Here is a 24,016-nt window from a genome sequence, read left to right on the forward strand (position 1 = left end):
CTTGGCGGCCTCGGCTCATCCCGCCATGATATCCGAGGCGATTAATTATTCAACCTATTTACGGGATGTTGTACTAGCACCCTCTGAGGTACGGTCTGGTGGTGCAGACCCTGTTGTCCGGGGCGCTTAAGATTGGCTGGCGACGCTTACCGTTTGCGCCGCGAAAGTCCATCTTAGTCGGTCACCCGGGACTGTTCAATGCAGAAGGAAGAGCCCCTGCATTATCCTCACATTGCCCTGCCAGCCGGCGCTCGCGCATCGCGGTGCAACATGGAGATGCGGCGGCAATGTCCGACCGGTTGGTCGGTATGCTATTCCCAGCCTGCTATTCCCTGCCGCGCGCGCAGAGCGCCGGCGGCCAGGACTCTTGACAGACCGCAGCTCAGCCATGCATACGACTCCCTCCATTGCCATCGGCAAACGACTCGCGCCGCCGCGCTTCCTGGTGTGTGGCGCCATCCTGATCGTCGCGACCGGCGCGGCCGCGGCGCTCGGCGCGCAGCTGCGCATCGCGCTGCTGATCGGCTTCGATCTTGCCGCACTGGTCTTCCTTGGCGCCGCACTTCCGCTGTTGCGCGCCGATGCCGCCGCGATGCGGCGCACCGCCGAACTCAACGACGCCAACCGGCCAGCCTTGCTGGCCATCACCGTGCTGCTGTCGATGGTCATCCTGGTGGCGATCGGCACGCTGGTGGCTCGCCCCGGGACGCCGCACTGGCCCGGCGTCGCGCTGATCGTCGCTACGCTGGTCCTGTCCTGGCTCTTCGCCAATACTGTCTTCACGCTGCACTATGCGCATCTCTTCTACCTGCAGTCACCCACCGGCGACCGGCGCGGGCTCGAGGTGCCCGGCGTGAGGGAACCCGGTTACTGGGACTTCCTGTATTTCAGTTTCACGCTGGGCATGACCTTCCAGACGTCGGACATCACCATCCACGGCGCGCATATGCGCAGGGTGGTGCTGGCGCACTGCATCGCTGCGTTCCTGTTCAACATGGGGATCCTGGCGTTCACCGTGAACGCCCTCGGCGGCTTGTAGCACGGGTCGGCCGACCTTCATCTGTCTGACATATACGCCCGCCAGAATCCGTGACGTCATTCAAGCCACGGAGTCGTCATGACCCACACAATTGAAGTCCGCGGGCTTTCCAAATCGTTCCGTGCGGACCGCAAGGCGCTTGACGAAGTCACGCTGAGCGTTGCCCCCGGCGAAATGGTTGCACTGCTGGGTGCCTCGGGATCGGGCAAGTCGACGCTGCTGCGCCATATGGCCGGCTTCGTCACCGCCGATGCGGGCGAGATCCTGGTCAACGGCCGCGCGGTCCAGCGCAATGGCCGCCTGGCCCGCAACGTGCGCCAGGTGCGCGGCGAGATCGGCTTCGTCTTCCAGCAGTTCAACCTGGTGGGCCGGTTGCCGGTGATCACCAATGTGCTGGTCGGCATGCTGGCCCGCATCCCGAAATGGCGCAGCCTGTTCCGCATCTTCAAGGCCGATGAACTGCACGCCGGCCTCGATGCACTCGCCCAGGTTGGTATAGACGACTATGCGTTTCAACGCGCGTCGACACTGTCCGGCGGACAGCAGCAGCGCGCGGCGATCGCGCGCACGCTGGTGCAGAACGCGCGCGTGATCCTGGCCGACGAACCGATCGCCTCGCTCGACCCGGAATCGTCGCGCCGCGTGATGTCGCTGCTCACGCAGATCAACCGCACGCGCAAGGTGGCGGTAGTGGTATCGCTGCACCAGGTGGACGTGGCCATGCGCTACTGCCCGCGCGTGGTGGCGCTGCGCCACGGCAAGGTGGTCTACGACGGCCCGTCGGCGGCGCTGACCTCGGCCATGCTGCGCGACCTGTACGGCACCGAGGCCGACGAGCTGCTGCACGACGGCGCAACGGATGCGGACGAACCCGCCGCGGCAATGCCCGCGCCGGCGATGGTCACCATGAACCTGGCGGCGGCCTGAGCACCACCCTTACCTGCAGTCTTCCTCCCAAGCTTTCCCAATCGGAGTCGTCCATGCTTCGCAGAACCTTTGCCGCCGTCATCGCTTCCGGCCTCGTCGCCCTGCCGGCCCTGCCCGCATTTGCCCAGGACGCCAGGAGCCTGAACATCGGCTTTATCTCGACGGAATCGTCGTCGAACCTGAAGGCTGCCTGGCAGCCGCTGATCGACGATCTGAGCAAGACGCTGGGCGTCACGGTCAAGCCGTTCTTTGCCTCGGACTATGCCGGCATCATCGAAGGCATGCGCTTCAACAAAGTCCAGATCGCCTGGTTCGGCAACAAGTCCGCCATGGAAGCAGTGGACCGCGCCAGCGGCGAAGTGTTCGCCTCGGTCATCGACAAGGACGGCAACCCCGGCTACTGGTCGCTGCTGATCGTCAATAAGGACAGCGACCTGAAGAGCGTCGAGGACGTGATCAAGCGCGGCAAGGAGCTGAGCTACGGCGCCGGCGATCCCAATTCGACCTCGGGTACCGCGGTGCCGGGCTACTACCTTTGGACCGCCAACAAGGTCGATCCGAAGACGCTGTTCAAGGCCGTGCGCATCGGCAACCACGAAGCCAACCTGCTGTCGGTGCTGAACAAGCAGGTCGACGTGGCAGTGAACAACACCGAGAACATGGAGCGCTACCGCATCAACACGGGCAAGAACCCCTTTGACCAGGTGCGCGTGCTGTGGAAGTCGCCGCTGATCCCGGCCGATCCGATGGTCTACCGCAAGGACCTGTCGCCCGAGCTGAAGAAGAAGATCCAGACCTTCTTCGTCAACTACGGCAAGGGCGCCGACGCCGCACGCGAGAAGCAGGTGCTGGCCGCGCTGACCTACCAGGGCTTCCGCCCCTCCACCGATGCGCAGCTGGTGCCGATCCGCCAGATCGAGCTGGCCCGCGAGAAAGCCAAGATTGAGACCGACACCACGCTGGCCGCTGCCGACAAGGACAAGCGCCTGGCCGACGTCTCGCGCCGCCTGGCCGAGCTGGACAAGGCCGCCGCGGCCACCGCCGCGCAGTAAGCTGCGCCTGGCACGGGGCCGGCCTGTCGCCGGCCCCGTGCCGTTTCCTCACTCCCTGCTTCAAACCGGATTTGCCCATGACCGCCACTGCCACGCCCGGCCTGCCCCCGCCGTCTCAAAACCCCGACAGGCCGCCGCGCACGTCCCTTGCCACGATGCTGACCTGGGCGGTGGTGCTGGCCTTGCTCGGCCTGTCCTGGCAAGGCGCCGACATGCGCCCGCTGGACCTGCTGCGCGATTCCGACAACATGGCGAAATTCGCCGCCGAATTCTTCCCGCCTGATTTCCGCGACTGGCGTCACTACCTGGACGAGATGCTCGTCACCGTGCAGATCGCGCTGTGGGGTACCGCCATGGCGGTCGCGATGGCGGTGCCGCTGGGGTTGCTGTGCTCGGCCAATATCGTGCCGGCGTGGATCTACCAGCCGGCGCGCCGCGTCATGGACGCCTGCCGGGCCATCAATGAGATGGTGTTCGCGATGCTGTTCATCGTTGCCGTCGGGCTGGGGCCCTTCGCTGGCGTGCTGGCAATCTGGATCCACACTACCGGCGTGCTGGCCAAGCTGTTTGCCGAAGCGGTCGAGGCGATCGACCCGCGGCCGGTTGAAGGCGTGCGCGCCACCGGCGCCGGCCCGGTCGAAGAGATCGTCTACGGCGTGATTCCGCAGGTGCTGCCGCTGTGGCTGTCGTTTGCGCTGTACCGCTTCGAGTCGAACGTGCGCTCGGCATCGGTGGTGGGCATCGTCGGCGCCGGTGGCATCGGCTCCGTGCTGTGGGAAATCATACGAAGCTTCCAGTATGGGCAGACCTGTGCGGTGATGCTCATCATCATTCTGTTTGTGTCGGCCATCGACATTATTTCCGCGCAGATCCGCAAGGTGCTGGTGTGAGCGACATGCTGACGATCGAACGCATCGAAGCCCTCTTCGCCAGCCATGGCACCGAATGGTATGGCGGCGAGTCCATCAGCCAGACCGCCCATGCGCTGCAGTGCGCGCAATTGGCCGAACAGGCCGGCGAGCCCGATGCGCTGGTCGTGGCGGCCCTGCTGCACGACATCGGCCACCTGATGCTGGCCGAAAGCACCACCACCGACATGCGCCACCAGGAGGCCGCCGCCGACGCGCTCGCCGCGCTGTTCGGCGAGGATGTCACCGAGCCCGTGCGGCTGCACGTCGCTGCCAAGCGCTACCTGTGCGCGGTCGACCGCTCCTACTTCGACACACTGTCGCCCGCTTCGGTGCAGAGCCTCGCGTTGCAGGGCGGGCCCTATGAGGCAGCCCGCGCAGAGGCGTTTGCCGCCAGCGCCCATGCCGACGCCGCGGTGCGCCTGCGCGGGTACGACGACCTGGCCAAGGTGGTCGACATGGCCACGCCGCCGCTGGCACACTATCTCGCTATCGCCGCGCGCTGCGCGCGCGCTCCTTTGTGAATGGCATGAACGGATCGCAGGAAACGGCCGAAGCCGTGCTGGCGCTACGCGAGGTGCGTGGTTCCGACGCCGAATTGCGGCACCTGTCGGCGCTGCTTGCCGCCATGGATGATGAGCCGCCGCTGTCGCTGGAAACGATGCGCGAGCGGTATGCGACCATGCGGCGCTATCCGGACTATCGTTGCTACATGATGGTGGATGCTGACGGGATACCGCTTGGTACCTTCAGCCTGCTGGTGTTTCCTGTGATGGTGCACGACGGGCGGCCTGAGGCCATCGTCGAAGCCGTCGTGGTGGCGCCGCACGCGCGCGGCATGGGTGTGGGCAAGGCGATGATGCGGGAGGCCATGCGGCTGGCCCGGGAGGCTGGGGCTGGAAAGCTGGCGCTGTCGTCAAATGCGCGGCGGTTACAGGCGCACCGGTTTTATCGGGGGTTGGGTTTTGTTGAGCATGGGGTTAGTTTTAGTGTTGGGCTTTGAACGCGGCTGTCGCGGCTTGTGACATGCTGTCGGCCGTTGACGCGCGGCTGTCGCGGCTTGTGACATGCTGTCGGCCGTTGACGCGCGGCTGTCGCACTGGTGACATGCTGTCGGCCGTTGACGCGCGGCTGTCGCACTGGTGACATGCTGTCGGCCGTTGAATCGCCTGGTTCCGCCCTCCTGGGCGGGTCACTTTTTGGCCGAGCGCCAAAAAGTAACCAAAAAGCGCGTCGCCTGAGCGGCTGGCTATCAAGTTGGCGGTGTGGGTGGTTCGGGCGGTGGTGATTTCCGTTCGATGTGGCTAGTGGTTCGAAGCTGCTACGCCAGGTGAGTTTGGGATAGTGCTACGTCAACCCACTGTTGGACGATCCCCGTGCAGGGCGTAGGCCGCCTGCCGCTGGCGTCCCCGCTGGATCGCCTTCGGCTGCGCTGCGCGCCGGCAGTATCTGGGATTTAGGGCTCGGGCACGGAGTGCGTCGCTGCGCTCGCTCGGCGCGGCCGTGGATGACGCCGGACCAGAAAACGCTGGCCAGAATGTGGTGGCCAGCTCTGCCACGTTAGGACCGGCGCAGCGCCGGGGAATTGCCTGGCTTTACTTCGTGGAGGCCCCGCCAAGGCCCCCGACCTGAGATGCTGCCGGCGCGCAGCGCAGCCGTAGGCGTCCCTACGTTGCCGCCGGAAGCAGGGGCCACCCACAGCTCTGGGCTCGTTCAATCACCGCTGCGATCCCGAACCACCGTGGCGCACTACGGCGGCAGGCAGTCCTGCTCTGCAACGAAGCGAAGCCCCGTACGAAAGCCGCGGAACACTACGATAAGAGTGGCCGCCCGCAGGGCAGTAAACGTGCTTTTTGGTTACTTTTTGCCGCTCGGGCAAAAGGTGACCCGCCCAGCAGGGCGGAACCAGGCGGTTCAACGGCCGACAGCATGACATCAATACTGAACACAGCGCTTCAACAGCCGACAGCATGTCACCAGCAGCGACAACCGCGGCAAACGCTCGGCTACACGTCCCCCACCCCCACCACCCGCGCCAAAGCATCCGCCGACGCCCGCAACGCCCCACTGTTATCAATCTCCACCAGCATGCAGCCATCCGGAACATCAAACACCTGCCCCGCACGCACCAGCCGCCGCGCGATCGCCTCATCTGACTCACGCCCACGCTGACGCAGGCGCGCCGCCAGCACCTCTGGCTTGACCCGTACATGGATAGCGCAAAGCTTCGGATAGCGCGCCACCGCCTGCGGCAGGTACTCCCGCGACCCATTGACGATCACCGTCAATCCTGCAGCCAGCCACTGCTCGATCTCGACCCCAATCCCATAGTGCAGCCCATGGCTGTGCCAGTTCAGCGCCAGGCATCCAAGCGCCTGGCGGCGCTGGAACTCATCGGGACTAAGGGCCACCGATGCTTCATTGGCGTCGGCCTCGCGCGTGATATAGCGATGCGCCACCACGACGCGATCGCCGGGACCCAACCGCTCGCGCAGCGCGCGCAGCAGCGAATCCTTGCCGCTGCCGGACGGCCCCATTACGTAGAACAGCCCACTGCCGTCAGTCTTGATTCCCGTACTCATGCGTCCAGGTACGCCGCACCGGCGCCATCGTTGATACTGCCATCGAAGCCATAGTGGCGACCGACGATAAAGTCGTCGCCAGCCTGCGGCTGCACGAACACGCTGATGCCGTCGACACGCAGCGGCGCTTCCAGCAGCTTGCCGCTATCCGCCGACAGCCGTGCCAGCGCGGCCGCCTCGCTGACAGCATCGAGCATGCCGGTCAGCGTGATGTGAAAAACAAAGGTCTCGAACACGTACGGATAGCCCCACGCATCGAGCATCTGGCGCTGTGCCGCGCTCAGCTGCTCCGCCCTGCGTCGTGCCAGTTCCGCCGGGGCCGGCGGCGCCCGGAAGCGCTCGAATGCCACCACGCTGGCATCGGCCAGCGCCTGCATCGGCGGTGACGCTTCGGCCAGGCACCATGCGACAAAGCCCCGCAGCGAGCGCAACGCCAGCGGCGCGTCGAACGCTTCGCGGCCACGCGCGAAAGCACGAGCGGCGGCGTCGAGCTGCGCGCCGTCGGCGCTCTCGGCAAGCCGGAACGGCGGCTTCAGCGTGGCATGCAGGCCATAGTGGGCCGGCGCCCGCACCCAATCGGAGGGCGGCGCGGTGGACTCGGACGGCACCGGCACGGCCGCGCCGGTCTCGGCATTGCGGCCAAGCCACTGGTTGCCGAAGGTACGGAACGCCTCGCCCGGCGCAAGGTAGATCGCGTAACGGTGTGCAAGCATGGTCATGCCGCCAGTGTACCGGCATCGGCAAGATCGACCAGCGGCGGCATCGCCGCGGCATGCTTCAGTTCGCCATTGACGATGGTGGCGCAGACGCGCGGCACGCCGGGCTGCCGGTCATCGACGACGATAGCGTCGGCGCGCAGGCCCGCGGAGAGCGCGCCACGGTCGCGAAGCCCGGCAGCGCACGCAGGGTTGCGCGATACGAGCTGCCAGGCACCCTGCAAATCGAGCACGCCCAACTGCGCCAGGCGCAGCGCCGCCTGCAGCGGTGCCGGGTAGTAATAGTCGGAAGCGAGCACCGTGCACAGGCCGGCGGCCACCATCTCGGTCGCATTGGGCGCGCCGGTGTGGCTGGTGCCGCGCACCACGTTGGGTGCGCCGAACACGATGTCATCGCCCAGCTGGCGCGCCAGCGTGGCGGCGTCGATGGTCAGCGGAAACTCGGCGATACGGCAGCCGCGGCGGTGGTAGTGCTGGCGCGTGGCCACGTCCGGGTCGTCATGCGAAGCCACCGGCAGGCCGGCCGCGCGCGCGGCGGCGATCAGGCGCGCCATCGCCTCCGGCACCTCCTGCGCATTGGCACTGGCCGCACGCAGGCGCCGGCGGAAGGTCTCGACGTCGCACTCGGCGCGTTCGGCGTATTGCCGCAGCTTGCCTTCGTCGGCCATGCGGCGCGCCATCATCGGCAGGTGGTCGTTGATGGCGAGCAGGCCGACGCGCCCATCGGCGATCCAGGCCAGCGCGGTATCGACGCCGGCGAGGTGGAACGCCTCGAAGCGCAGATGCACCTTGTGCTCGGCGCCAAGCACGGGGCGCAGCTGCGCGAGCGCTTCGAACATGCGCAGCGCATACGCTTCTCCGCGCAGCCCGCCCTCCCACGACAGGGTCACGCCATGGAACTCGGTGGTGATGCCGTTTGCGAGCAGCTGGCGGTCCACGTCGAGCAGCGCACCCGCGTACGGAAAACTGACGCCCGGGCGCGGCATGACGGCGCGCTCGAAAGCGTCGCCATGGATATCGACGATGCCGGGCAGAACCAGCAGGTCGCCCGCGTCAAGCCATAAGCCGGATGCTGGGGCATGCTGGCCAACAGTGCCATCGCGCCAGCCAAGCGTAGCCGGCCCCAGGCCCGCTGCACCCAGCACGCGGCGCCCCGTGATGCCGCTCAGGTGCGGCGCTTGGGTAGGAAGGATCGTATGCATGGACGGGACGTTAGCGCCGGTACATGACACGCAGATGTCTAGACCAATGCGCGCGACCACCGTGCCACGTCAGTCGCTGTCCGCAACCGTCAGCTGCACCCAATCCCCGGCAAAGCGCGTCACGCTGTACTGCACCGGCGCGCCCTCGATATCGACATTGAGCGCCTCCACCTGCAGCACCGGGCGCGTCTTGGGCTGGTTCAGCAGGCGTGCCACCGGCGCGCTCGGCATCGCGGCGGTAATGCGCGACCACTTGCGGGTGTAGTCCGCGATGCCGAACTGCGCGAGCGCGCGCGACACCGACTGCTGCGCGCGCAACACCTCGTCGATGCCCGGAAAGCGCTTAGGATCGAAATAATGCTCGGCAACGTCGATGGTGCGGGCCTCGGCGCGTCCAAGCATCTGCACGTGCAGCACCGGCGCAGTGCGCGCCAGGCCCAGGTGGCGTGCGATCTCCGGCGCGCGCAGTTCCTGGCAGCCGATGATCTCCGTATGGCCGCGCATGCCCTGCGCCGCCAGGTTTCGCGAAAAGCGCGTGCGCCGCCCGATCGCGTAGTCGATCGCATGCTCCTGCACGAAGGTGCCGCGGCCCTGCTCGATGCGCACCAGTCCGCTCAGCTCCAGCTCGCCCATGGCGCGCCGGATGGTGTGCCGGTTCACGGCAAAGCGTGTCGCCAGCTCCGGCTCCGGCGGCAGCTGTTCGCCGGGCTGGTACAGCTTGTTGCGGATGTCATCCGCCAGCGCCTCGCCGATCTGGCGCCACACGGCCACGCCGGAACCCCGTTCTACTTCCCGATCAGACATCCTGCCCTCTTGTCATCAAGCGTTCATTGGTGCCATGCGATTGTGCCCGAGTTATGCCGGCATGGCAGGGAGCCCGACTAATGCCGGGCAGCGTCACGAAACGTTCATCTGCCTGTGGTCTAGTAGCGGCGTGTTCACGTTGTGACATCTAAACGTATAGACGTATAGGGGTAATGATGCAAAGCGAAACCGCCGGTCCGGCAATGACCGATGCGAACCCGGCCCGCGCTGCGTGGCTGCGGGTGTTGGCGATGGCGCCAGCCGAGGCCCTCGATGCTGCCTATGCCCGGCTGGGCCAGGCAGCGGCCCTGCCCGCGTGGCGGCTGCTGCGCAAGCCGGAGTCCGGCATGGCGATGGTGCGCGCGCGTGCCGGCGGCAGCGGAGCGCAGTTCAACCTCGGCGAAATCACGGTCACGCGCTGCGCGGTCGTGCTGGAAGACGGCGCTGCCGGCGGCACGGTAGGCGTCGCCTATGTGCAGGGCCGCAGCACGCAGCACGCGCAGCAGGCGGCAGTGCTGGACGCGCTGCTGCAGCGCCCGGCCTGGTACCAGCGCGTGCACGAAGCCGTGCTGGCGCCGCTGGCCGATGCCCATGCCGCACGCGCGGCCCGGCAGGCAGCTACCGCCGCGCAGACGCGCGTGGAGTTCTTCACCATGGTCCGGGGAGAGGACTGACATGATTTCCACCAAGACCTCCGCAACCCCGATGCCGTCCGCCGCCACTTCGCTGGTGCCGGGCTTCGACAACCCGGTCGACGACGCCCAGCAGGTGTTCCGCGCCACGCTGCAGGCCTTTGCCCATCCCGGACAAGTCCAGTCACTGCCCGCGACCACCGGCCTGCCCGACGGCCTGTCACCGGCGCTTGCCGCGCTGCTGCTGACGCTGGCCGATCCCGACACCCCGGTGTGGCTGCCCACGGGCGTTCCCGCCGCCGCGCGCGCTTTCCTGCGCTTCCATTGCGGCTGCCCGCTGATCGACGAGCTCGGCGCCGCCACCTTTGTGTGCGTACCCGCCGGCCACGCCATGCCGGCCCTGGCCGAATGCGCGCCGGGCGCGCCCGCCTTCCCGGACCGTTCGGCCACGCTGCTGGTGGAAGTCGCCTCGCTCGACGATGGCGACAGCTTCACGCTGCGCGGCCCCGGTATCGAACACACGCAGGCGCTGCGCGTGGCCGGCTTGCCGGCTGATTTCCGCGGCGCCTGGCGCGCCAACAACGCCGGCTTTCCGCTGGGCGTCGACCTGCTGCTCGCCAGCGGCGACCGGTTCTGCGCACTGACGCGCACCACGCAGATGGAGGCCTGACATGTATGTAGCCGTCAAAGGTGGCGAACGCGCCATCCTGAATTCCTACCAGATGCTCGACGCCTATCGCCGCGGCGACACGGCGCTGCCCGAGCTGACGCTGGCGCAGATCCGCGAGCAGATGCCGCTGGCCGTGTCGCGCGTGATGGCCGAGGGCTCGCTGTACGACCCGCACCTGGCCGCGCTGGCGCTGAAGCAGGCTGCCGGCGACCAGATCGAGGCAGTGTTCCTGCTGCGCGCGTACCGGACCACGCTGGCGCGTTTTGGCTATACCGTGCCGGTCGATACCGGCGCTATGCGCCTGCAGCGCCGGATTTCGTCGACTTTCAAGGACGTCCCCGGCGGACAGGTACTCGGGCCGACCTACGACTACACGCAGCGCCTGCTGGACTTTTCGCTCGAAGCCGGCCGCGATCCCGCACCGCTGCCGCCTTCGGCCGAGCCGCGGCCCGCCAGCATGCCGCGCGTGACCGGCCTGCTGGAAGCGGAACAGCTGGTCGAAGCCGACGAGATCCCCGCCGGCGACCCCGCCCCGCCCGACCTGACGCGCGAGCCGCTGACCTTTCCGGCCAGCCGCGCCGCGCGCCTGCAGAACCTGGCGCGCGCCGATGAAGGCTTCCTGCTGTCGATGGGCTATTCGACGCAGCGCGGCTATGGCAACTCGCACCCGTTCGCGGCGGAAATCCGCTTTGGCAGCGCCGAGGTCGAGGTGTTCGTCGAAGAACTCGGCTTCGCCGTGACGATTGGCGAAATCGAGCTGACCGAATGCCAGATGGTCAGCCAGTTCACCGGCAACGCCGACGAAGCACCGCGATTCACGCGTGGCTACGGCCTGGTATTCGGCTACAACGAGCGCAAGGCGATGTCGATGGCTCTGACCGACCGCGCCATGCGCGCCGCCGAACTGGGCGAGGCCGCCGACGCCCCGGCCAACGATATCGAATTCATGCTGTACCACAGCGACAACGTCGAGGCCTCCGGCTTCGTGCAGCACCTGAAGCTGCCGCACTACGTGGACTTCCAGGCCAACCTGGAATTGCTGCGCCGCCTGCGCGGCGAACAGGAAGGCACGAGCGCCGCCGCGCCAGCCCAGTCCACGCAACCCACACAACCCGAATCGCATCCGCAGCCCCAGCCGCAAGAGGAGACGCTGGCATGACCGCCGCGAACGCATCCCCCACCTCCCCCACCACGGGCATCGCCCGCGACGAGCACTACAACTTCGGTTACCTCGACGAATCGACCAAGCGCATGCTGCGCCGCGCCCTGCTCAAGGCCGTGGCGATCCCCGGCTACCAGGTCCCGTTCGGCAGCCGCGAAATGCCGCTGCCCTATGGCTGGGGCACGGGCGGCATCCAGGTCACCGCCGCCATCATCGGCAAGCCCGACATGCTCAAGGTGATCGACCAGGGTTCCGACGACACCACCAACGCCATCAACATCCGCCGCTTCTTCGGCCGCGTGACCGGCGTGCAGACCACCGAGCGCACTGCCGAGGCGTCCATCATCCAGACCCGCCACCGCATTCCGGAAACGCCGCTGCGCGCGGGCCAGACCATGGTGTTCCAGGTGCCGATCCCCGAGCCGCTGCGCTGGCTGGAGCCGAGCGAGACCGAGACCCGCACCATGCATGCGCTGTCCGAGTATGGCGCGATGCACGTGAAGCTCTATGAAGACATCGCCCATCACGGGCATATCGCCACCACCTACGACTATCCCGTGATCGTCAACCAGCGCTACATGATGCGGCCGTCGCCGATTCCCAAGTTCGACAACCCCAAGCTCGACCGCAGCCCCGCGCTGATGCTGTTCGGCGCCGGGCGCGAGAAGCGCGTCTATGCCGTGCCGCCGTACACCTCGGTAAAGAGCCTGGATTTCGCCGACCATCCCTTCACGGTCGAGAAATGGACCAGCTGCTGCGCGCAATGCGGCGCCACCGACAGCTACCTGGACGAGATCATCACCGACGATGCCGGCACGCGCATGTTCGTGTGCTCGGACACCGAGTACTGCGCCGATCGCCAGGCCGGACAAGCGGCCAAGCATGCCGCGGGAGGTGCGCAATGAGCACGACCCCGCTGCTGTCGGTGCGCCACCTGACGCGCACCTGGGACGGTCTGCATGGCTGCCATGACGTCAGCTTCGACCTCTATCCCGGCGAAGTGCTGTGCGTGGTCGGCGAATCCGGCTCGGGCAAGAGCACGCTGCTGCAGGCCTTGTCGATGCAGGCGCCGCCGCAGCGCGGCAGCGTCAGCTACGACATGCGCGAATCCGGCCTGACCGACCTGGCCACGCTGTCGAGCGCACGCATGCGGCTGCTGGCACGCACCGACTGGGGCTTCGTGCGCCAGCATGCCCGCGACGGCCTGCGCATGCAGGTCAGCGCCGGCGCCAATATCGCCGAGCGCCTGATGGCGGTGGGCGAGCGCCACTACGGCAACCTGCGCGAAGTCGCCGGAAGCTGGCTGGAAAAAATGGAGATCGACCTCGCGCGCCTTGACGACGTGCCCGGCACCTTCTCCGGAGGTATGCAGCAGCGCCTGCAGATCGCGCGCAACCTGGTCACGCATCCGCGGCTGATGTTCATGGACGAGCCCACCGCGTCGCTCGATGTCTCGGTGCAGGCGCGCCTGCTCGACCTGCTGCGCCGGCTGGTGTCCGATCTCGGCCTGGCCGCCGTGCTGGTCACGCACGACCTCGCCGTCGCGCGCCTGCTGGCGCACCGTACGCTGGTGATGCAGGGCGGCCGCGTGGTCGAGCAAGGCCTGACCGACCAGATCCTCGACGACCCGCAGCACCCCTACACGCAGCTGCTGGTCTCTTCCATCCTGCAAGGCTGACGACAATGCAAGCAGACAATGCACAGAAGCTGAAGAAGCTGGTTGAGGTGCGCGGCCTCGGCAAGATGTTTACGCTGCACAACCAGGGCGGCATCCGCCTGCCGGTGCTGAACGCGATCGATTTCGACGCCGCGCGCGGCGAATGCCTGGTGCTGTCGGGCCCTTCCGGCACCGGCAAGAGCACGCTGCTGCGCTGCCTCTACGGCAATTACCTGGCCATCGAAGGCAGCATCCGCCTGCGCGACACCAGCGCCGGCGGCGAGCCGTGGGTCGAGCTGAACAGCGCCCCCGAACAGCGCGTGCTGAAGCTGCGCTGCGACGTGATCGGCTATGTCAGCCAGTTCCTGCGCGCGATTCCGCGCGTGTCGGCGCTGGACGTGGTGGCCGATCCGCTGCAACAGCGCGGCACCAGCCATGAAGAAGCGCGCGCGCGCGCCGAGGTGCTGCTGGAGCGGCTCAACCTCCCGCGCCGGCTGTGGGAACTGCCACCAGCAACGTTCTCCGGCGGCGAGCAGCAGCGCGTCAACATCGCCCGCGGCCTGATCGGCGGGCACCCGATCCTGCTACTTGACGAGCCGACCGCCTCGCTCGATGCCGAGAACCGCGCGGTCGTGGTCGAACTGATCCGCGCAGCACTGGCCGACGGCCGCGCGCTGATCGGCATCTTCCATGACGAGGCGGTACGCGATGCCGTGGCCACGCGCCTGCTGCCGCTGCAGCCCGCCACTGCCCTCGCCCCCAACTGCCAGTAACTGTCCAGAACAACGGAGCCGGACATGACCGCAACCTACCTGACGCACGCCACCCTGGTATTGCCCGACAGCGTGCTGCACGACAGCGCGCTGCTGATCGAGGACGGCCATATCGCCGCCATCGAACCGTCTGCCGCGCCTGCAAGCGCCGACGTGCTCGACTTGCGCGGCCACACCGTGATGCCCGGGCTGGTCGACGTGCATTGCGATGCCATCGAGAAAGAGGTGGAACCGCGTGCCAACGTGCTGTTCCCACTGGATTTCGCCGTGGCGCAGGTCGACCGCCGCAACGCCGCGGCCGGCATCACCACGCCGTACCATGCGCTCTCCTTTGCCGGCAACCACTTCGGCGTGCGCAACGTCGACACCGCCGCCACCCTGGTGCGCACCGTGGCCGCGTTCCGCAGCCATAGCCTGGTCGACAACCGCATCCATTGCCGCTACGAAGTGACCGATGCCAGTGCCGTGCCGGTGCTGGAAATGCTGATGGCCGAGGGTGTGGTCGACCTGCTGTCGGTGATGGACCACTCGCCGGGCCAGGGTCAGTTCAAGACGCTGGACGCCTACCTCGCCTACATGATCGGCAACCATGGCATGACCCGGGAGGAAGCCGCCGACGCCGCCGACAAGAAAGCTGCCGCGCTGGACGGCGCGCATGAGCGCGTCAACCGGCTGGTGGCACAGGCGCATCGCCTCGGCATCCCCACGGCCAGTCATGACGACGATTCGCCGCAGCGCATCGCCGCCATGCAGGCGCTGGGCGTGCGCATGAGCGAGTTCCCGATCAACCTGGAAACCGCGCAAGCCGCGTGCGCACAGGCACTGCCGACCATCCTTGGCGCACCCAACGTGCTGCGCGGCAAGAGCCAGAGCGGCTCGATGCGCGCGATCGACGCCATCCACGCCGGCGTCGGCACCATCCTGTGCTCGGACTACCAGCCGTCAACGCTGATCGCCGCGGCCTATGCCGCCGCCCGGCATGCCGAACTGCCGCTGAACGAAGCACTGGCGCTGGTGACGGCAAACCCCGCGGAAGCCTGCCTGCTGCGCGACCGTGGCCGGCTGGCGCCCGGGCTGCGTGCCGACGTGATCGCCGTGGCCAGCGTGGCCGGGCAGCCAATGGTCACCCATACGTGGTCGGGGGGACGGATGGTGTTTGCAGCGGGGTACCGTGGCGGCCAGCCGGGAACTACGGATACATCCCGGCGGCAGGAAATGCATGCGCTGGCCTGACCTCTGCGCTTCGGCAATGCGCTTCATTGCCAACCCACGCATCAGGTTCTCGGGCGTAGATGTCATTCTGAAGAGGCTCTACTAACGCGACATTTGATCGTACCTGGGCAAATTCAGAATCTTCCCGACAGACACGCAGACAGGAGCGCAAAGTGAATTCGTACGGCGGACGCTGATATTTCTCCGCTGCCGCGGGAAATGTAGGACCCTAAGGCAACGTATCCTCAGGCAACACGCTCAACCCCGACGCGCTGGTCGACATGGTCCTGCGCTGGCTCCTGAGCACGCCGTTCTCGTCAAACTCAAGCAGCACTGTCGAAGAGCGGATGGAGCCGCCGGCGAACAGCGGTCCGATGAACGGGATAAAGCTCTCGGGATGCGGCCGGGAACTCGCGAAGGAATAGACCAGGATGGTCGATCCGTTGCTGAGCGTCGTCTGCGAGGTGGGCTGGCCCAGTTGCGCGGTGACGTCGTCGAGCGTGGTGAAATCGAGCAGGAAGTTCTCCAGGTGCTCCTGCCGCACGTTGACGCCCGTCGAAACGCAGCCAGCCAGCATCGCGCTGGCTGCGACAAGGGCGTGAACACGTTTCATGTCGTCACCGCCGTACCGTTGTGCGTGGCGGGGAGCGTGTGCAGGGCCGTGCTGCCAGCGTAGCCCCGCATTGCGTCCGGCATGCCCTTTTCAAGCATAGACGCTCCAGGCGGGGTTGGTCTGTGTCCGGTTGACCCAGCGCCGCGGGTGTCTCCGGCGCCATTCCAGATCCCCTTACTGTCGTACACTAGGCACTGGCGCGGCGCGGGACCTGGCGATTCCATGTTCGTAGTGCCCGCCTTGACTCTGCTCAAGCCTTTATTTGCCGAGCGCTAGCAAACTGTCATCCATGACTTTTCCTACCTCGCCATCCGACACGTCCCGTGCCGCCAATGCTGGTAAAGCCAGCGCCCCGCTGGCCCATCGCCCGCTGCCCTTGCCGCGCGGCCGTCTTGCATGGATCACCGGCATCATCAGCTGGAGCCTGCTGATTGCCAGCACCCTGTTCTGGTGCCTGTTGCTGTTCCCGCTGGCGCTGCTGAAGCTGGTGCTGCCGTTCGCCGCAGTCCGCCGGCGCATCGATCCGGTGCTCAACGGCATTGCCACGGGGTGGATCTCCTGGAATACCGGCTGGTTCGCGCGCATCCAGCAGGCGCCGTGGGATATCCAGGGCAATACCGGGCTGCGCTATGCGGACTGGTACCTGGTCAACTGCAACCATCAGTCGTGGGCCGATATCTTTGTGCTGCAGCGCTCGCTGAACCGCCGCATCCCTTTGCTGAAGTTCTTCCTGAAGCAGCAGCTGATCTATGTGCCGGTGATCGGGCTGGCGTGGTGGGCGCTGGACTTTCCGTTCATGAAGCGCCATGGCAAGACAGAACTGCGCCGCAATCCGGCGCTGCGGCGCCAGGACCAGGAAACGGCACGGCGCGCGTGCGAGAAGTTCTCGCTGGTACCGACCAGCGTGATGGTCTTTGCCGAGGGCACGCGCTTCAGCGAGGCCAAGCGCGCCGCGCAGGCGTCGCCGTATCGTCACCTGCTCAAGCCCAAGGCAGGCGGCCTGGCGGTGGCACTGAATGCAATGGGAACCCGCTTTCGCTCGATGATCGACGTGACCATCGCCTATCCCGACGGCGTGCCCAGCTTCTGGGACCTGGCTTGCGGCCGCGCCGGCATGGTGGTGGTGCGCATGCACCAGTTGGCGGTGCCACCGGCGTTCTGCGAGGCCGACTACGCCACCAACAAGGCGTTCCGCACTGAATTCCACCACTGGCTGGCGCATCAGTGGCAATCCAAGGACGACGAGATCGAGGCCTTGACCACCCGGCGCGCCGACTGACCGCGCGCATCGGCGGTTGCCCTGCTAGCCCGGCAACCGCTCCACCGCCCGCTTGCCCTGGCTGACCGCCGCCGTCACCGACGGGCTGCCGGCATTGTCGCTGTTGGCAATGCTGATGTTGCCGACCCCTGCCAGGTTGGGCCAGGCGGCGTCGGCAGCGACGTTCTCGCCGGCCACGCTGTCCGGCATATAGCTGTAGCCGTGCGCCCAGCGGTTCACCGTGATGCCGCGGATCACCTTGCTGGCGCTGAAGCCGGCCTGCCCCAGCATCCGGTCCAGCTGCGCGCGGATGTCGCGCTCGAGCGCATCGAACGGGGTCCCCAGCAGGAAGGCACGGCCAGCGCGGAAGCGGTCGCGGACGCGCATGCCGCTGTCGGGCACGGTTGGCACATAAAGCATGTGCAGCACCGCCGGGTCGGACGGGCGAGTTCCCGCGGGCGGCTCCAGCCATAGGTCGGTGTACGTCATCGCCGGCGCGTGAATGCGCCGCGCGCGCAGCGCGGCGAACGCCTGCCAGTGATCGAGCGCCACCTTGGTGTAAACCAGCGGAGCCTTGGCCTCGTCGCGCAGCACTGCCTTCTGTGCCGCCGGCAACGACGGCAGCAGGTACGGGATCATCATGTTGTAGCCGGCCAGCACCACATGGCGCGCTTCGACACGGTGCAGGTTGCCGCTCCAGCCGTAGGTCACGCGCGTGATGTTGCCATCAGGCTCGATCGCGATCGCGGTGCTGTTCAGACGCAGGCACACCGGCGCGCCGTCGCGGTCCAGCCGGCTGTAGTCGAAGGCGGCGGCGGCCACGTCGGCCGGGGTGGCAATCGACGCCACGCCGGGAATCAGGCTATGTACCAGCAGCCGCGCCAGCGAGGCGTTGCCGTCCGGGAACCACAGGCGCGAGGCCGGAGACTTGCCCAGCCGGGTATTCGGCGCCGGCGCGGGCATGTTGGCGCCCGCGGGCAGCCCGATCGCGATCGCATCGGCAACCGATATGCCGTCGGCATCGAGCGCATAGGCATCGTTGCTGCGGCTGCGCAGGAAACGCAGCGCCGGCAGCCCGAGGCCGGCCTTGTCGCGCAGGAAGGCAGCGTAGCGCATGGTGCGCAGCGCCGCGGCGCGTGCGGCGCTGTCAAGCCCGGGCAGGTAGTCGGTGGTGCCGGCCGCCAGGCGGGCCAGCGCGGCGCGGTCCGCGGCGGGTAGCGGCGCCTGCTCGAGGAAGCGCTGCAGGCCCGCGGCGTCGGGACCCTGTGGGCGCAGGCCATTGCGCGCATCGGCCAGATCGCCGAACGGATCGCCGCCGATCCACTGGTCGCGGCCAAAATGCTCCGCATCGAAGAACACGGCACGCCCCATGCCCAGCGCGGCATAAGGGTCGGACGGCGGCGCGGCCGGCGCACGCGCGGGATCGAGGCCGATGCCGGCCAGCAGCTCGCGCATGGCAGCGTCGCTGGCAGCGCCGGGCGGCATCTCGGCGCTGCCCCCATAGGTGACCAGCCGCTGGCCGCGGACGGTGAATTCGTTGCGCTTGGCATGACCGCCGAAGTCGTCGTGATTGTCGAGGATCAGGATGCGCCGGGCGGCGCCGAAACGGCGCCGGTAGAACCACGCCGCAGCCAGGCCGCTCAGGCCGCCGCCGACCACGACCAGGTCGAAGGCCTCGCGCGCCAGCACCACGGGATATTTGGCGCCCTCGCGCGCCAGGCCGTGGGCCAGCGTATACGTGCCGGCATGGTTGCCGCGCAGCCCGGTCAGGGCCGGCGGATAGCCGGCGCTTGCCGCCCCGCCCTGCTGCGCATGCAGCCATTGCACCGGTGCCAGCCCGGCGGCAATGGTCAGCGCGGTGCCGTTGAGGAAGTCTCTGCGCGTGATCGTCATTGGATGCTCATCGGAAAGCGGTGCGTGCCGGAGCGCCTGGCTTCAGCGCTGTGCCGCCAGCGCCTTGCGCCGCGTGGCCACGTCGGCTTCGGTCACCGCACCGGCGCGGTTGCCCCAGCCGCGGCGGATGAAAGTCAGCACGCTGGCCAGTTCCTGGTCGTCCAGCGCCCAGCCATAGCCGGGCATGTGGTAGTCGGTGGCGGCGGTACCGACGCGCGCGGTCACGGCGCCGTCGAGCAGCAGGTTGACCAGCGACGCCGGATCGGGATCGGCCACGGTCGGGTTGCCTGCGAGCGGCGGGAACACGCGCGCGAAGCCCTTGCCGTCGGTGCCATGGCACGGCATGCAGTACACCGCGTACTGGCGTGCGCCCGGCAGGTCGAAGCGGCCCTGGTGCAGTTGCTGCGCGGTGGCAGGATCGGGGCGGAACGGCTTGCCCTCGCCGCGCGCGCCAGGCAGCGACTTGAGGTAGGCCGCCACGGCATCGAGGTCGCCCGGACTCATGTATTGCGTGGCGGTGGAAATGACGGTGGACATTGGCCCGAACGAGGTCGCGTGCCCGTTGCGCCCGGTGCGCAGGAACTCGGCTATGTCCGCGCGCGACCATGCTCCCAGGCCGGTGACCTGGTCGCCGGTCAGGTTGGTCGCGGACCAGCCTTCCACGCTGGCGCCTGACAGGAAATGGCGGCTGCGCTCGTCCAGGCCTTTCTCGGCAAACAACCGGCCGCGAGGCGTGTGGCACGCTCCGCAGTGGGCCACCGCCTGCACCAGGTAGGCGCCGCGGTTCCACGCATCGCCGCGCGCAGGCTCGGTGCGAACCGGGTCATCGTCGAGAAACAGCAAGTTCCACACCGATAGCAGCGAGCGCATGCCATACGGAAAGCGCAGCTGCGGCGGCGGGTTGCGCTGCGCCACGGGTGCAACCTCCGTGCGCAGGTAGGCATACAGTGCGGCCACGTCGTCGGCACGCATGCGGGCGTAGGACGGGTATGGCATGGCCGGATACAGGCGCTTGCCGTCGCGCGCCACGCCCTGGCGCAGTGCGCGGTCAAATTCGGCCAACGTGTAGGCGCCGATGCCGGTGGCAGCGTCGGGGGTGATATTGGTCGAGTGGAGCGTGCCGACGGCGGTGCGCATCGGCAACCCGCCGGCAAATGGCTTGCCGCCTTCGCGCGTATGGCATGCGGCGCAGTTGGCGATGCGCGCGAGGTAGCGGCCGCGGTCGACCTGCCGCGCTTCTGTGGCGCCTGCAGCCAGTGCCGGACGCGCAGCCGGGCAGGCAACCAGCAGTGCCAGGGAAAGCCACAGCCAGGGCAGCCATTGCGCGGGCAGCAAAGCGGCGGCGCAATGCCGCCCGGTCGGGCGAGACATGGGGTCGATCAGCTTGTTGTTGTGATGAGAATGTAACGCGATGCCACTGCTCAGGCTATCGTCATCGCCGGCACCGTGCTTGCCGCTGCGGACGCGCTCGACACGGCCCAGTTGGCGGCCAGCACCAGGCAGACAACCAGTCCGGCGGCCACGGCCACGCCGGTCAGGATCAGCGGCACGGGGCGCAGGTTCTCCAGGTCGCGCTGATGTTCCTGGCCCTTGCGCAGGCCAAAGAAGCCCCACAGCACGGTCCGCAGCAGCCTCAACGGATTCATTGTCTCTCCTTGCACGAAAGCCTTTGGCGACGACAAGCGATTATGGCCGCCAGCCGCCAGGCATAACAGCATCAGATACCCGGAAAATTTACGTATCAGTTTCCGGCCTGGGGGCGATAATGGCGCGACGCACCCCGCCCCCGACAGCGCCCCATGAAACGGTACGAAGCCCTCGCCGAAACCCTGGCCGCCGATATCCGCAACGGCAGCCTGCCACCCGGCACCCGCCTGCCATCGATCCGCAAGACCGTGGCGCAATACGGCGTCAGCCCATCCACCGCGTTCCAGGCCTACTACCGGCTGGAAGAGCGCGGCCTGGTGCGGGCGCGCGAGCGTTCGGGCTATTACGTGGCGGGGCCGGCCCGGCGCGACTTGCCGCAGCCGCAGGCGCGGCCTTCACGGCAGGTGTCGACCCAGGTCGACATCTCCAAGCTGGTGTTCGCGGTGCTGGAAGGCGCGCGCGACCGCAAGCTGGTGCAGTTCGGCTCGGCCTTTCCGTCGCCGGAACTGTTCCCCTGGGAGCGGCTCGGCAAGTCGCTGGCGCGCGCCGGCCGTGCGCTTGACCCGTGGCATTCGGTGAACGACCTGCCGCCCGGCAACGCGGCGCTGCGGCGGCAGATCGCGCTGCGCTACCTCGGCGCGGGCGCGCCGCAGCCGGCCGAGGACCTGGTCGTCACCAACGGCGCGCTGGAGGCGCTGAACCTGTGCCTGATGGCCGTGACCCAGCCGGGCGACGTGGTCGCGATCGAGTCGCCGGGCTTCTATGCCGCGCTGCAGGCGCTGGAACGGCTGCGCCTCAAGGCGCTGGAGATCCCGGTCGATCCGGCGGAGGGCATCGACCTGGCCGCGCTCGACAACGCGCTGTCGCGGCACCCGGTCAAGGCCTGCTGGTTCATGACGCAGTTCCAGAATCCGCTCGGCGCCAGCATGTCGGAGGACAAGAAGAAGGCGCTGGTGGCCCTGCTTGCACGTCATCAGGTGCCGCTGATCGAAGACGATGTCTATGGCGAGCTTTATTTCGGCAACCGCTGCCCGCTGCCGGCCAAGGCCTTCGATACGCATGGGTTGGTGATGCATTGCAGTTCGTTCTCGAAGACGCTGTCGCCGGGCTTCCGCATCGGCTGGGTGGCGCCAGGCCGCTTCGGCGAGGCGATCCAGCGGCTCAAGCTGATGACCACGCTGTCGGCCGGCGTGCCCACGCAGGTGGCGCTGGCCGAGTACCTGCAGCACGGCGGCTATGACAAGCACCTGCGCCGCCTGCGCCATGTGCTGGAGATGCAGCAGGGCCAGATGCTCGATGCCATCGGACGGCATTTCCCGGAGGGCGTGCGCGTATCACGGCCGGATGGCGGATATTTCCTGTGGGTCGAGTTCACGCCCGGATTCGATGCGCTGGCGCTGCACCATGCCGCGCTGGAGGCCGGCATCGGACTGGCGCCGGGGCCGATCTTCTCGGCGCGGCAGGGCTACCGGAACTGCATCCGGCTCAACTATGGGCATTTGTGGAACGACGAGGCCGACGCGGCGGTCGCCACGCTCGGCCGGCTGATCGCGCAACTGACGGCCTGAGCGCCCTGAGCGGTCTCAGCGCGCGTCGCGGTGGCGGCGCAGCGCCCATTCCAGCGTCTCGAACGCCGCCTGCACGGCGAGCGCGAGCACCGCGGCCGGGATCGCCCCGGCCAGCAGCAGCGTGGTGTCGTTGAGCGCGAGCCCGGTGGCGATGCGCTCGCCAAAGCCGCCAGCGCCGACGAAAGCCGCGATCGTGGCCGTTCCCACGCTGATGATGGCGGCGGTCTTGACGCCGGCCAGCAGCACCGGCAGCGCCAGAGGCAGCTCCACGTAGCGCAGTACCTGGCCGCCGCGCAGCCCGAGCGCGCGGGCCGCGTCACGCATGCCCGGCGGCACCTGTTCCAGTCCGGTGGCGGTGTTGCGCACGATCGGCAACAACGCATACAGGAATAGCGCCACCAGCGCGGGCCACACACCGATGCGGCCCAGCAGCGGGATCAGCATCGCCAGCAAGGCCAGCGAAGGCACGGTCTGCAGCACGCTGACGGCGCCCAGCACCACCTGGCCGGTGCGCCGGCGGCGCGCGGCAAGGATGCCCAGCGGCACGCCCGCCAGCGTGGCAGCGCCGACGGCGCCGGCCACCAGGCCGACATGGCGCCGCGCCAGCCGGTTGGTGTCGGGACCAAGCAGCGCGCCGAGCAGGCGGCGATCGCTTGCGCCTGCCGCAGCGGCCGAGGACGCCGGCGCTGCGACCGGTTCGTTGCCGGGGTTCGCGCCGTGCGCCAGGAACTCTCGCGCGACCAGATCGAACGGCTTGCGGTCGATCTCCGCCGCGGCGTTCATCGCCACCATGTCGGCCGCGCTGATGCGGCCCGACAAGCGCTGCAGCGCCTGCCACGCCTGCGGGAAGCGCTGCGGCACGTCCAGCCGGTACACCACCACGGCGTCATAGCGCGGGAAATAGCGGCGGTCGTCTTCGAGCACGCGCAGCCGGTACTTGAGAATCTTGGCGTCGGTGGAATAGATGTCGATCGCATCCACCTGCCCCGCTGCCAGTGCCTCATAGGCAACGCCGTGGTCCAGCCCGACCGGCTGCTGCGGCAGGCGATAGCGGCTGGCAAGACCGGGCCATCCGTCCGCCCGGCCGAGGAACTCATGCGACAGGCCCAGCCGCAGCCGCGGCTGCGCGGCCAGGTCGCTGAGCCGGCGCAGGTGGGGCGGCCGGGTGTCGGAGACGGCCAGTGCATAGGTGTTTTCGAAACCGAGCGGGATCGTGGCTCCCAGCCCCAGCGGGGCCAGCGCCCGCTGGATGGCGTCCAGTCCTGCGCCGGGTTGCAGCTTCAGGATCTCGGCGGCGAGCGTGCCGGTGTAGTCCGGATAAAGGTCGATGCTGCCCGCCTTGAGCGCCTCGAACACGATCGCGGTATTGCCCAGCCCTTGCTGGTGCTGAGCGGTGCCCGGCGGGCCGGCGGCCTGCGTCAGCAGTTCGCCAAGGATATAGGACTCGGTAAAGCGCTTGGAGCCGACGCGCAAAGGATCGGCGGCCTGCGCGGGCTGCGCCCCAAAGAGTGCCGTCGCGAGCACCCAAAGCGCCACGCGCCACCGCGTGGTTTTCTCATGGATCTGCCGATCGCCACGGAGCCAGCCAAACACGTCCGTCCTTTTAATGGGCCGGTGTGCGTCCGGCATCTCTACATCATAGCCGCGGCATAGCCTTATCCCGAAATAGTATTTGCCATCTGCATGATGAACACGTCAGAA

General features: G+C 67.8%; 24 protein-coding genes. 15 read left to right on the top strand and 9 right to left on the bottom strand.

Translation table 11 applies throughout. From position 1 onward, the window contains the following. The first annotated feature begins 388 nt into the window (after window positions 1-388). The 6 genes from J8I82_RS22405 (at window position 389) to J8I82_RS22430 (ending at window position 4,929) form a co-directional block, all read left to right on the top strand. A complete protein-coding gene (locus J8I82_RS22405; RefSeq protein ID WP_209761077.1) occupies window positions 389-1,039 on the top strand; it encodes a DUF1345 domain-containing protein in 651 nt (216 codons plus the stop codon). A 78-nt stretch (window positions 1,040-1,117) separates the two neighbouring features. After that, window positions 1,118-1,966 carry a phosphonate ABC transporter ATP-binding protein gene (gene phnC, locus J8I82_RS22410; protein ID WP_209761078.1) on the top strand — a complete coding sequence of 283 codons (849 nt, stop codon included), beginning with the start codon at window positions 1,118-1,120 and terminating at the stop codon, window positions 1,964-1,966. 53 nt (window positions 1,967-2,019) lie between these two features. Further along, window positions 2,020-3,018: a phosphonate ABC transporter substrate-binding protein gene (gene phnD, locus J8I82_RS22415; RefSeq protein ID WP_209761079.1), complete on the top strand. Its 999-nt coding sequence runs from the start codon at window positions 2,020-2,022 to the stop codon at window positions 3,016-3,018. Between the two features lie 77 nt (window positions 3,019-3,095). Further along, window positions 3,096-3,908, top strand: a complete 813-nt coding sequence (gene phnE, locus J8I82_RS22420; protein ID WP_209761080.1) for a phosphonate ABC transporter, permease protein PhnE — start codon at window positions 3,096-3,098, stop codon at window positions 3,906-3,908. A 5-nt stretch (window positions 3,909-3,913) separates the two neighbouring features. Then, window positions 3,914-4,450 (top strand): phosphonate degradation HD-domain oxygenase, encoded by a 537-nt coding sequence (locus tag J8I82_RS22425; RefSeq protein ID WP_209761081.1) that lies wholly within the window; start codon window positions 3,914-3,916, stop codon window positions 4,448-4,450. A 5-nt stretch (window positions 4,451-4,455) separates the two neighbouring features. Next, window positions 4,456-4,929: a GNAT family N-acetyltransferase gene (locus tag J8I82_RS22430; RefSeq protein WP_209761082.1), complete on the top strand. Its 474-nt coding sequence runs from the start codon at window positions 4,456-4,458 to the stop codon at window positions 4,927-4,929. Window positions 4,930-5,932: 1,003 nt separating this feature from the next. On the opposite strand, the gene phnN is transcribed toward J8I82_RS22430, so the two are convergent. The 4 genes from phnN to phnF all read right to left on the bottom strand — a co-directional run bounded on the left by phnN (window position 5,933) and on the right by phnF (window position 9,230). Next, complete coding sequence (phnN, locus tag J8I82_RS22435) at window positions 5,933-6,508, bottom strand: phosphonate metabolism protein/1,5-bisphosphokinase (PRPP-forming) PhnN (RefSeq protein ID WP_209761083.1); 576 nt, start codon at window positions 6,506-6,508, stop codon at window positions 5,933-5,935. Next, window positions 6,505-7,227, bottom strand: a complete 723-nt coding sequence (locus J8I82_RS22440) for a DUF1045 domain-containing protein (RefSeq protein WP_209761084.1) — start codon at window positions 7,225-7,227, stop codon at window positions 6,505-6,507. Before J8I82_RS22440 ends, phnN begins: the two co-directional genes overlap by 4 nt. Beyond that, window positions 7,224-8,426 (bottom strand): alpha-D-ribose 1-methylphosphonate 5-triphosphate diphosphatase, encoded by a 1,203-nt coding sequence (locus J8I82_RS22445; RefSeq protein WP_209761085.1) that lies wholly within the window; start codon window positions 8,424-8,426, stop codon window positions 7,224-7,226. Before J8I82_RS22445 ends, J8I82_RS22440 begins: the two co-directional genes overlap by 4 nt. 69 nt (window positions 8,427-8,495) lie before the next feature. After that, entirely contained in the window at window positions 8,496-9,230 is a 735-nt protein-coding gene (gene phnF, locus J8I82_RS22450) for a phosphonate metabolism transcriptional regulator PhnF (RefSeq protein WP_209761086.1), read from the bottom strand. A 173-nt stretch (window positions 9,231-9,403) separates the two neighbouring features. Between phnF and phnG the strand changes: the two genes are divergently transcribed. The 7 genes from phnG to J8I82_RS22485 are packed head-to-tail and all read left to right on the top strand — an operon-like array spanning window position 9,404 to window position 15,357. Continuing rightward, window positions 9,404-9,904, top strand: coding sequence for a phosphonate C-P lyase system protein PhnG (gene phnG, locus J8I82_RS22455; protein WP_209761087.1), 501 nt, complete (start codon window positions 9,404-9,406; stop codon window positions 9,902-9,904). 1 nt (window position 9,905) lies between these two features. Beyond that, window positions 9,906-10,532 (top strand): phosphonate C-P lyase system protein PhnH, encoded by a 627-nt coding sequence (gene phnH / locus J8I82_RS22460; protein WP_209761088.1) that lies wholly within the window; start codon window positions 9,906-9,908, stop codon window positions 10,530-10,532. Between the two features lies 1 nt (window position 10,533). After that, window positions 10,534-11,691 carry a carbon-phosphorus lyase complex subunit gene (locus tag J8I82_RS22465; protein ID WP_209761089.1) on the top strand — a complete coding sequence of 386 codons (1,158 nt, stop codon included), beginning with the start codon at window positions 10,534-10,536 and terminating at the stop codon, window positions 11,689-11,691. Next, window positions 11,688-12,599 (top strand): alpha-D-ribose 1-methylphosphonate 5-phosphate C-P-lyase PhnJ, encoded by a 912-nt coding sequence (locus J8I82_RS22470; RefSeq protein WP_209761090.1) that lies wholly within the window; start codon window positions 11,688-11,690, stop codon window positions 12,597-12,599. Before J8I82_RS22465 ends, J8I82_RS22470 begins: the two co-directional genes overlap by 4 nt. Next, window positions 12,596-13,372, top strand: coding sequence for a phosphonate C-P lyase system protein PhnK (phnK, locus tag J8I82_RS22475; protein WP_209761091.1), 777 nt, complete (start codon window positions 12,596-12,598; stop codon window positions 13,370-13,372). Before J8I82_RS22470 ends, phnK begins: the two co-directional genes overlap by 4 nt. Window positions 13,373-13,377: 5 nt before the next feature. After that, complete coding sequence (gene phnL / locus J8I82_RS22480; protein WP_209761092.1) at window positions 13,378-14,124, top strand: phosphonate C-P lyase system protein PhnL; 747 nt, start codon at window positions 13,378-13,380, stop codon at window positions 14,122-14,124. 24 nt (window positions 14,125-14,148) lie between these two features. Further along, window positions 14,149-15,357, top strand: a complete 1,209-nt coding sequence (locus J8I82_RS22485) for an alpha-D-ribose 1-methylphosphonate 5-triphosphate diphosphatase (protein ID WP_209761093.1) — start codon at window positions 14,149-14,151, stop codon at window positions 15,355-15,357. 208 nt (window positions 15,358-15,565) lie between these two features. On the opposite strand, the gene J8I82_RS22490 is transcribed toward J8I82_RS22485, so the two are convergent. Then, complete coding sequence (locus J8I82_RS22490; RefSeq protein ID WP_209761094.1) at window positions 15,566-15,949, bottom strand: META domain-containing protein; 384 nt, start codon at window positions 15,947-15,949, stop codon at window positions 15,566-15,568. Window positions 15,950-16,325: 376 nt separating this feature from the next. On the opposite strand from J8I82_RS22490, the gene yihG reads away from it, so the two are divergent. Continuing rightward, window positions 16,326-17,228: a 1-acylglycerol-3-phosphate O-acyltransferase, YihG family gene (gene yihG / locus J8I82_RS22495; RefSeq protein ID WP_245180016.1), complete on the top strand. Its 903-nt coding sequence runs from the start codon at window positions 16,326-16,328 to the stop codon at window positions 17,226-17,228. A 24-nt stretch (window positions 17,229-17,252) separates the two neighbouring features. Here yihG and J8I82_RS22500 read toward each other — a convergent pair whose 3' ends face one another. Genes J8I82_RS22500 through J8I82_RS22510 form a run of 3 tightly spaced genes read right to left on the bottom strand, consistent with a single transcriptional unit; the run spans window position 17,253 to window position 20,746 of the window. Further along, window positions 17,253-19,100: an NAD(P)/FAD-dependent oxidoreductase gene (locus J8I82_RS22500; RefSeq protein ID WP_209761096.1), complete on the bottom strand. Its 1,848-nt coding sequence runs from the start codon at window positions 19,098-19,100 to the stop codon at window positions 17,253-17,255. Window positions 19,101-19,142: 42 nt separating this feature from the next. Continuing rightward, entirely contained in the window at window positions 19,143-20,471 is a 1,329-nt protein-coding gene (locus J8I82_RS22505) for a c-type cytochrome (RefSeq protein ID WP_209761097.1), read from the bottom strand. 50 nt (window positions 20,472-20,521) lie between these two features. Further along, on the bottom strand, window positions 20,522-20,746 hold the full coding sequence (locus J8I82_RS22510) for a DUF2970 domain-containing protein (RefSeq protein WP_209761098.1): 225 nt from the start codon (window positions 20,744-20,746) through the stop codon (window positions 20,522-20,524). Window positions 20,747-20,899: 153 nt separating this feature from the next. Between J8I82_RS22510 and J8I82_RS22515 the strand changes: the two genes are divergently transcribed. Further along, complete coding sequence (locus J8I82_RS22515; RefSeq protein WP_209761099.1) at window positions 20,900-22,315, top strand: aminotransferase-like domain-containing protein; 1,416 nt, start codon at window positions 20,900-20,902, stop codon at window positions 22,313-22,315. Window positions 22,316-22,330: 15 nt separating this feature from the next. Here J8I82_RS22515 and J8I82_RS22520 read toward each other — a convergent pair whose 3' ends face one another. After that, window positions 22,331-23,839 (bottom strand): glycine betaine ABC transporter substrate-binding protein, encoded by a 1,509-nt coding sequence (locus tag J8I82_RS22520; protein ID WP_284183132.1) that lies wholly within the window; start codon window positions 23,837-23,839, stop codon window positions 22,331-22,333. Window positions 23,840-24,016 lie beyond the last annotated feature (177 nt).

Origin of the sequence: Cupriavidus consociatus, from assembly GCF_017814975.1 — a bacterium.
In the GTDB taxonomy this organism is placed as follows: Bacteria; Pseudomonadota; Gammaproteobacteria; order Burkholderiales; family Burkholderiaceae; genus Cupriavidus; species Cupriavidus consociatus.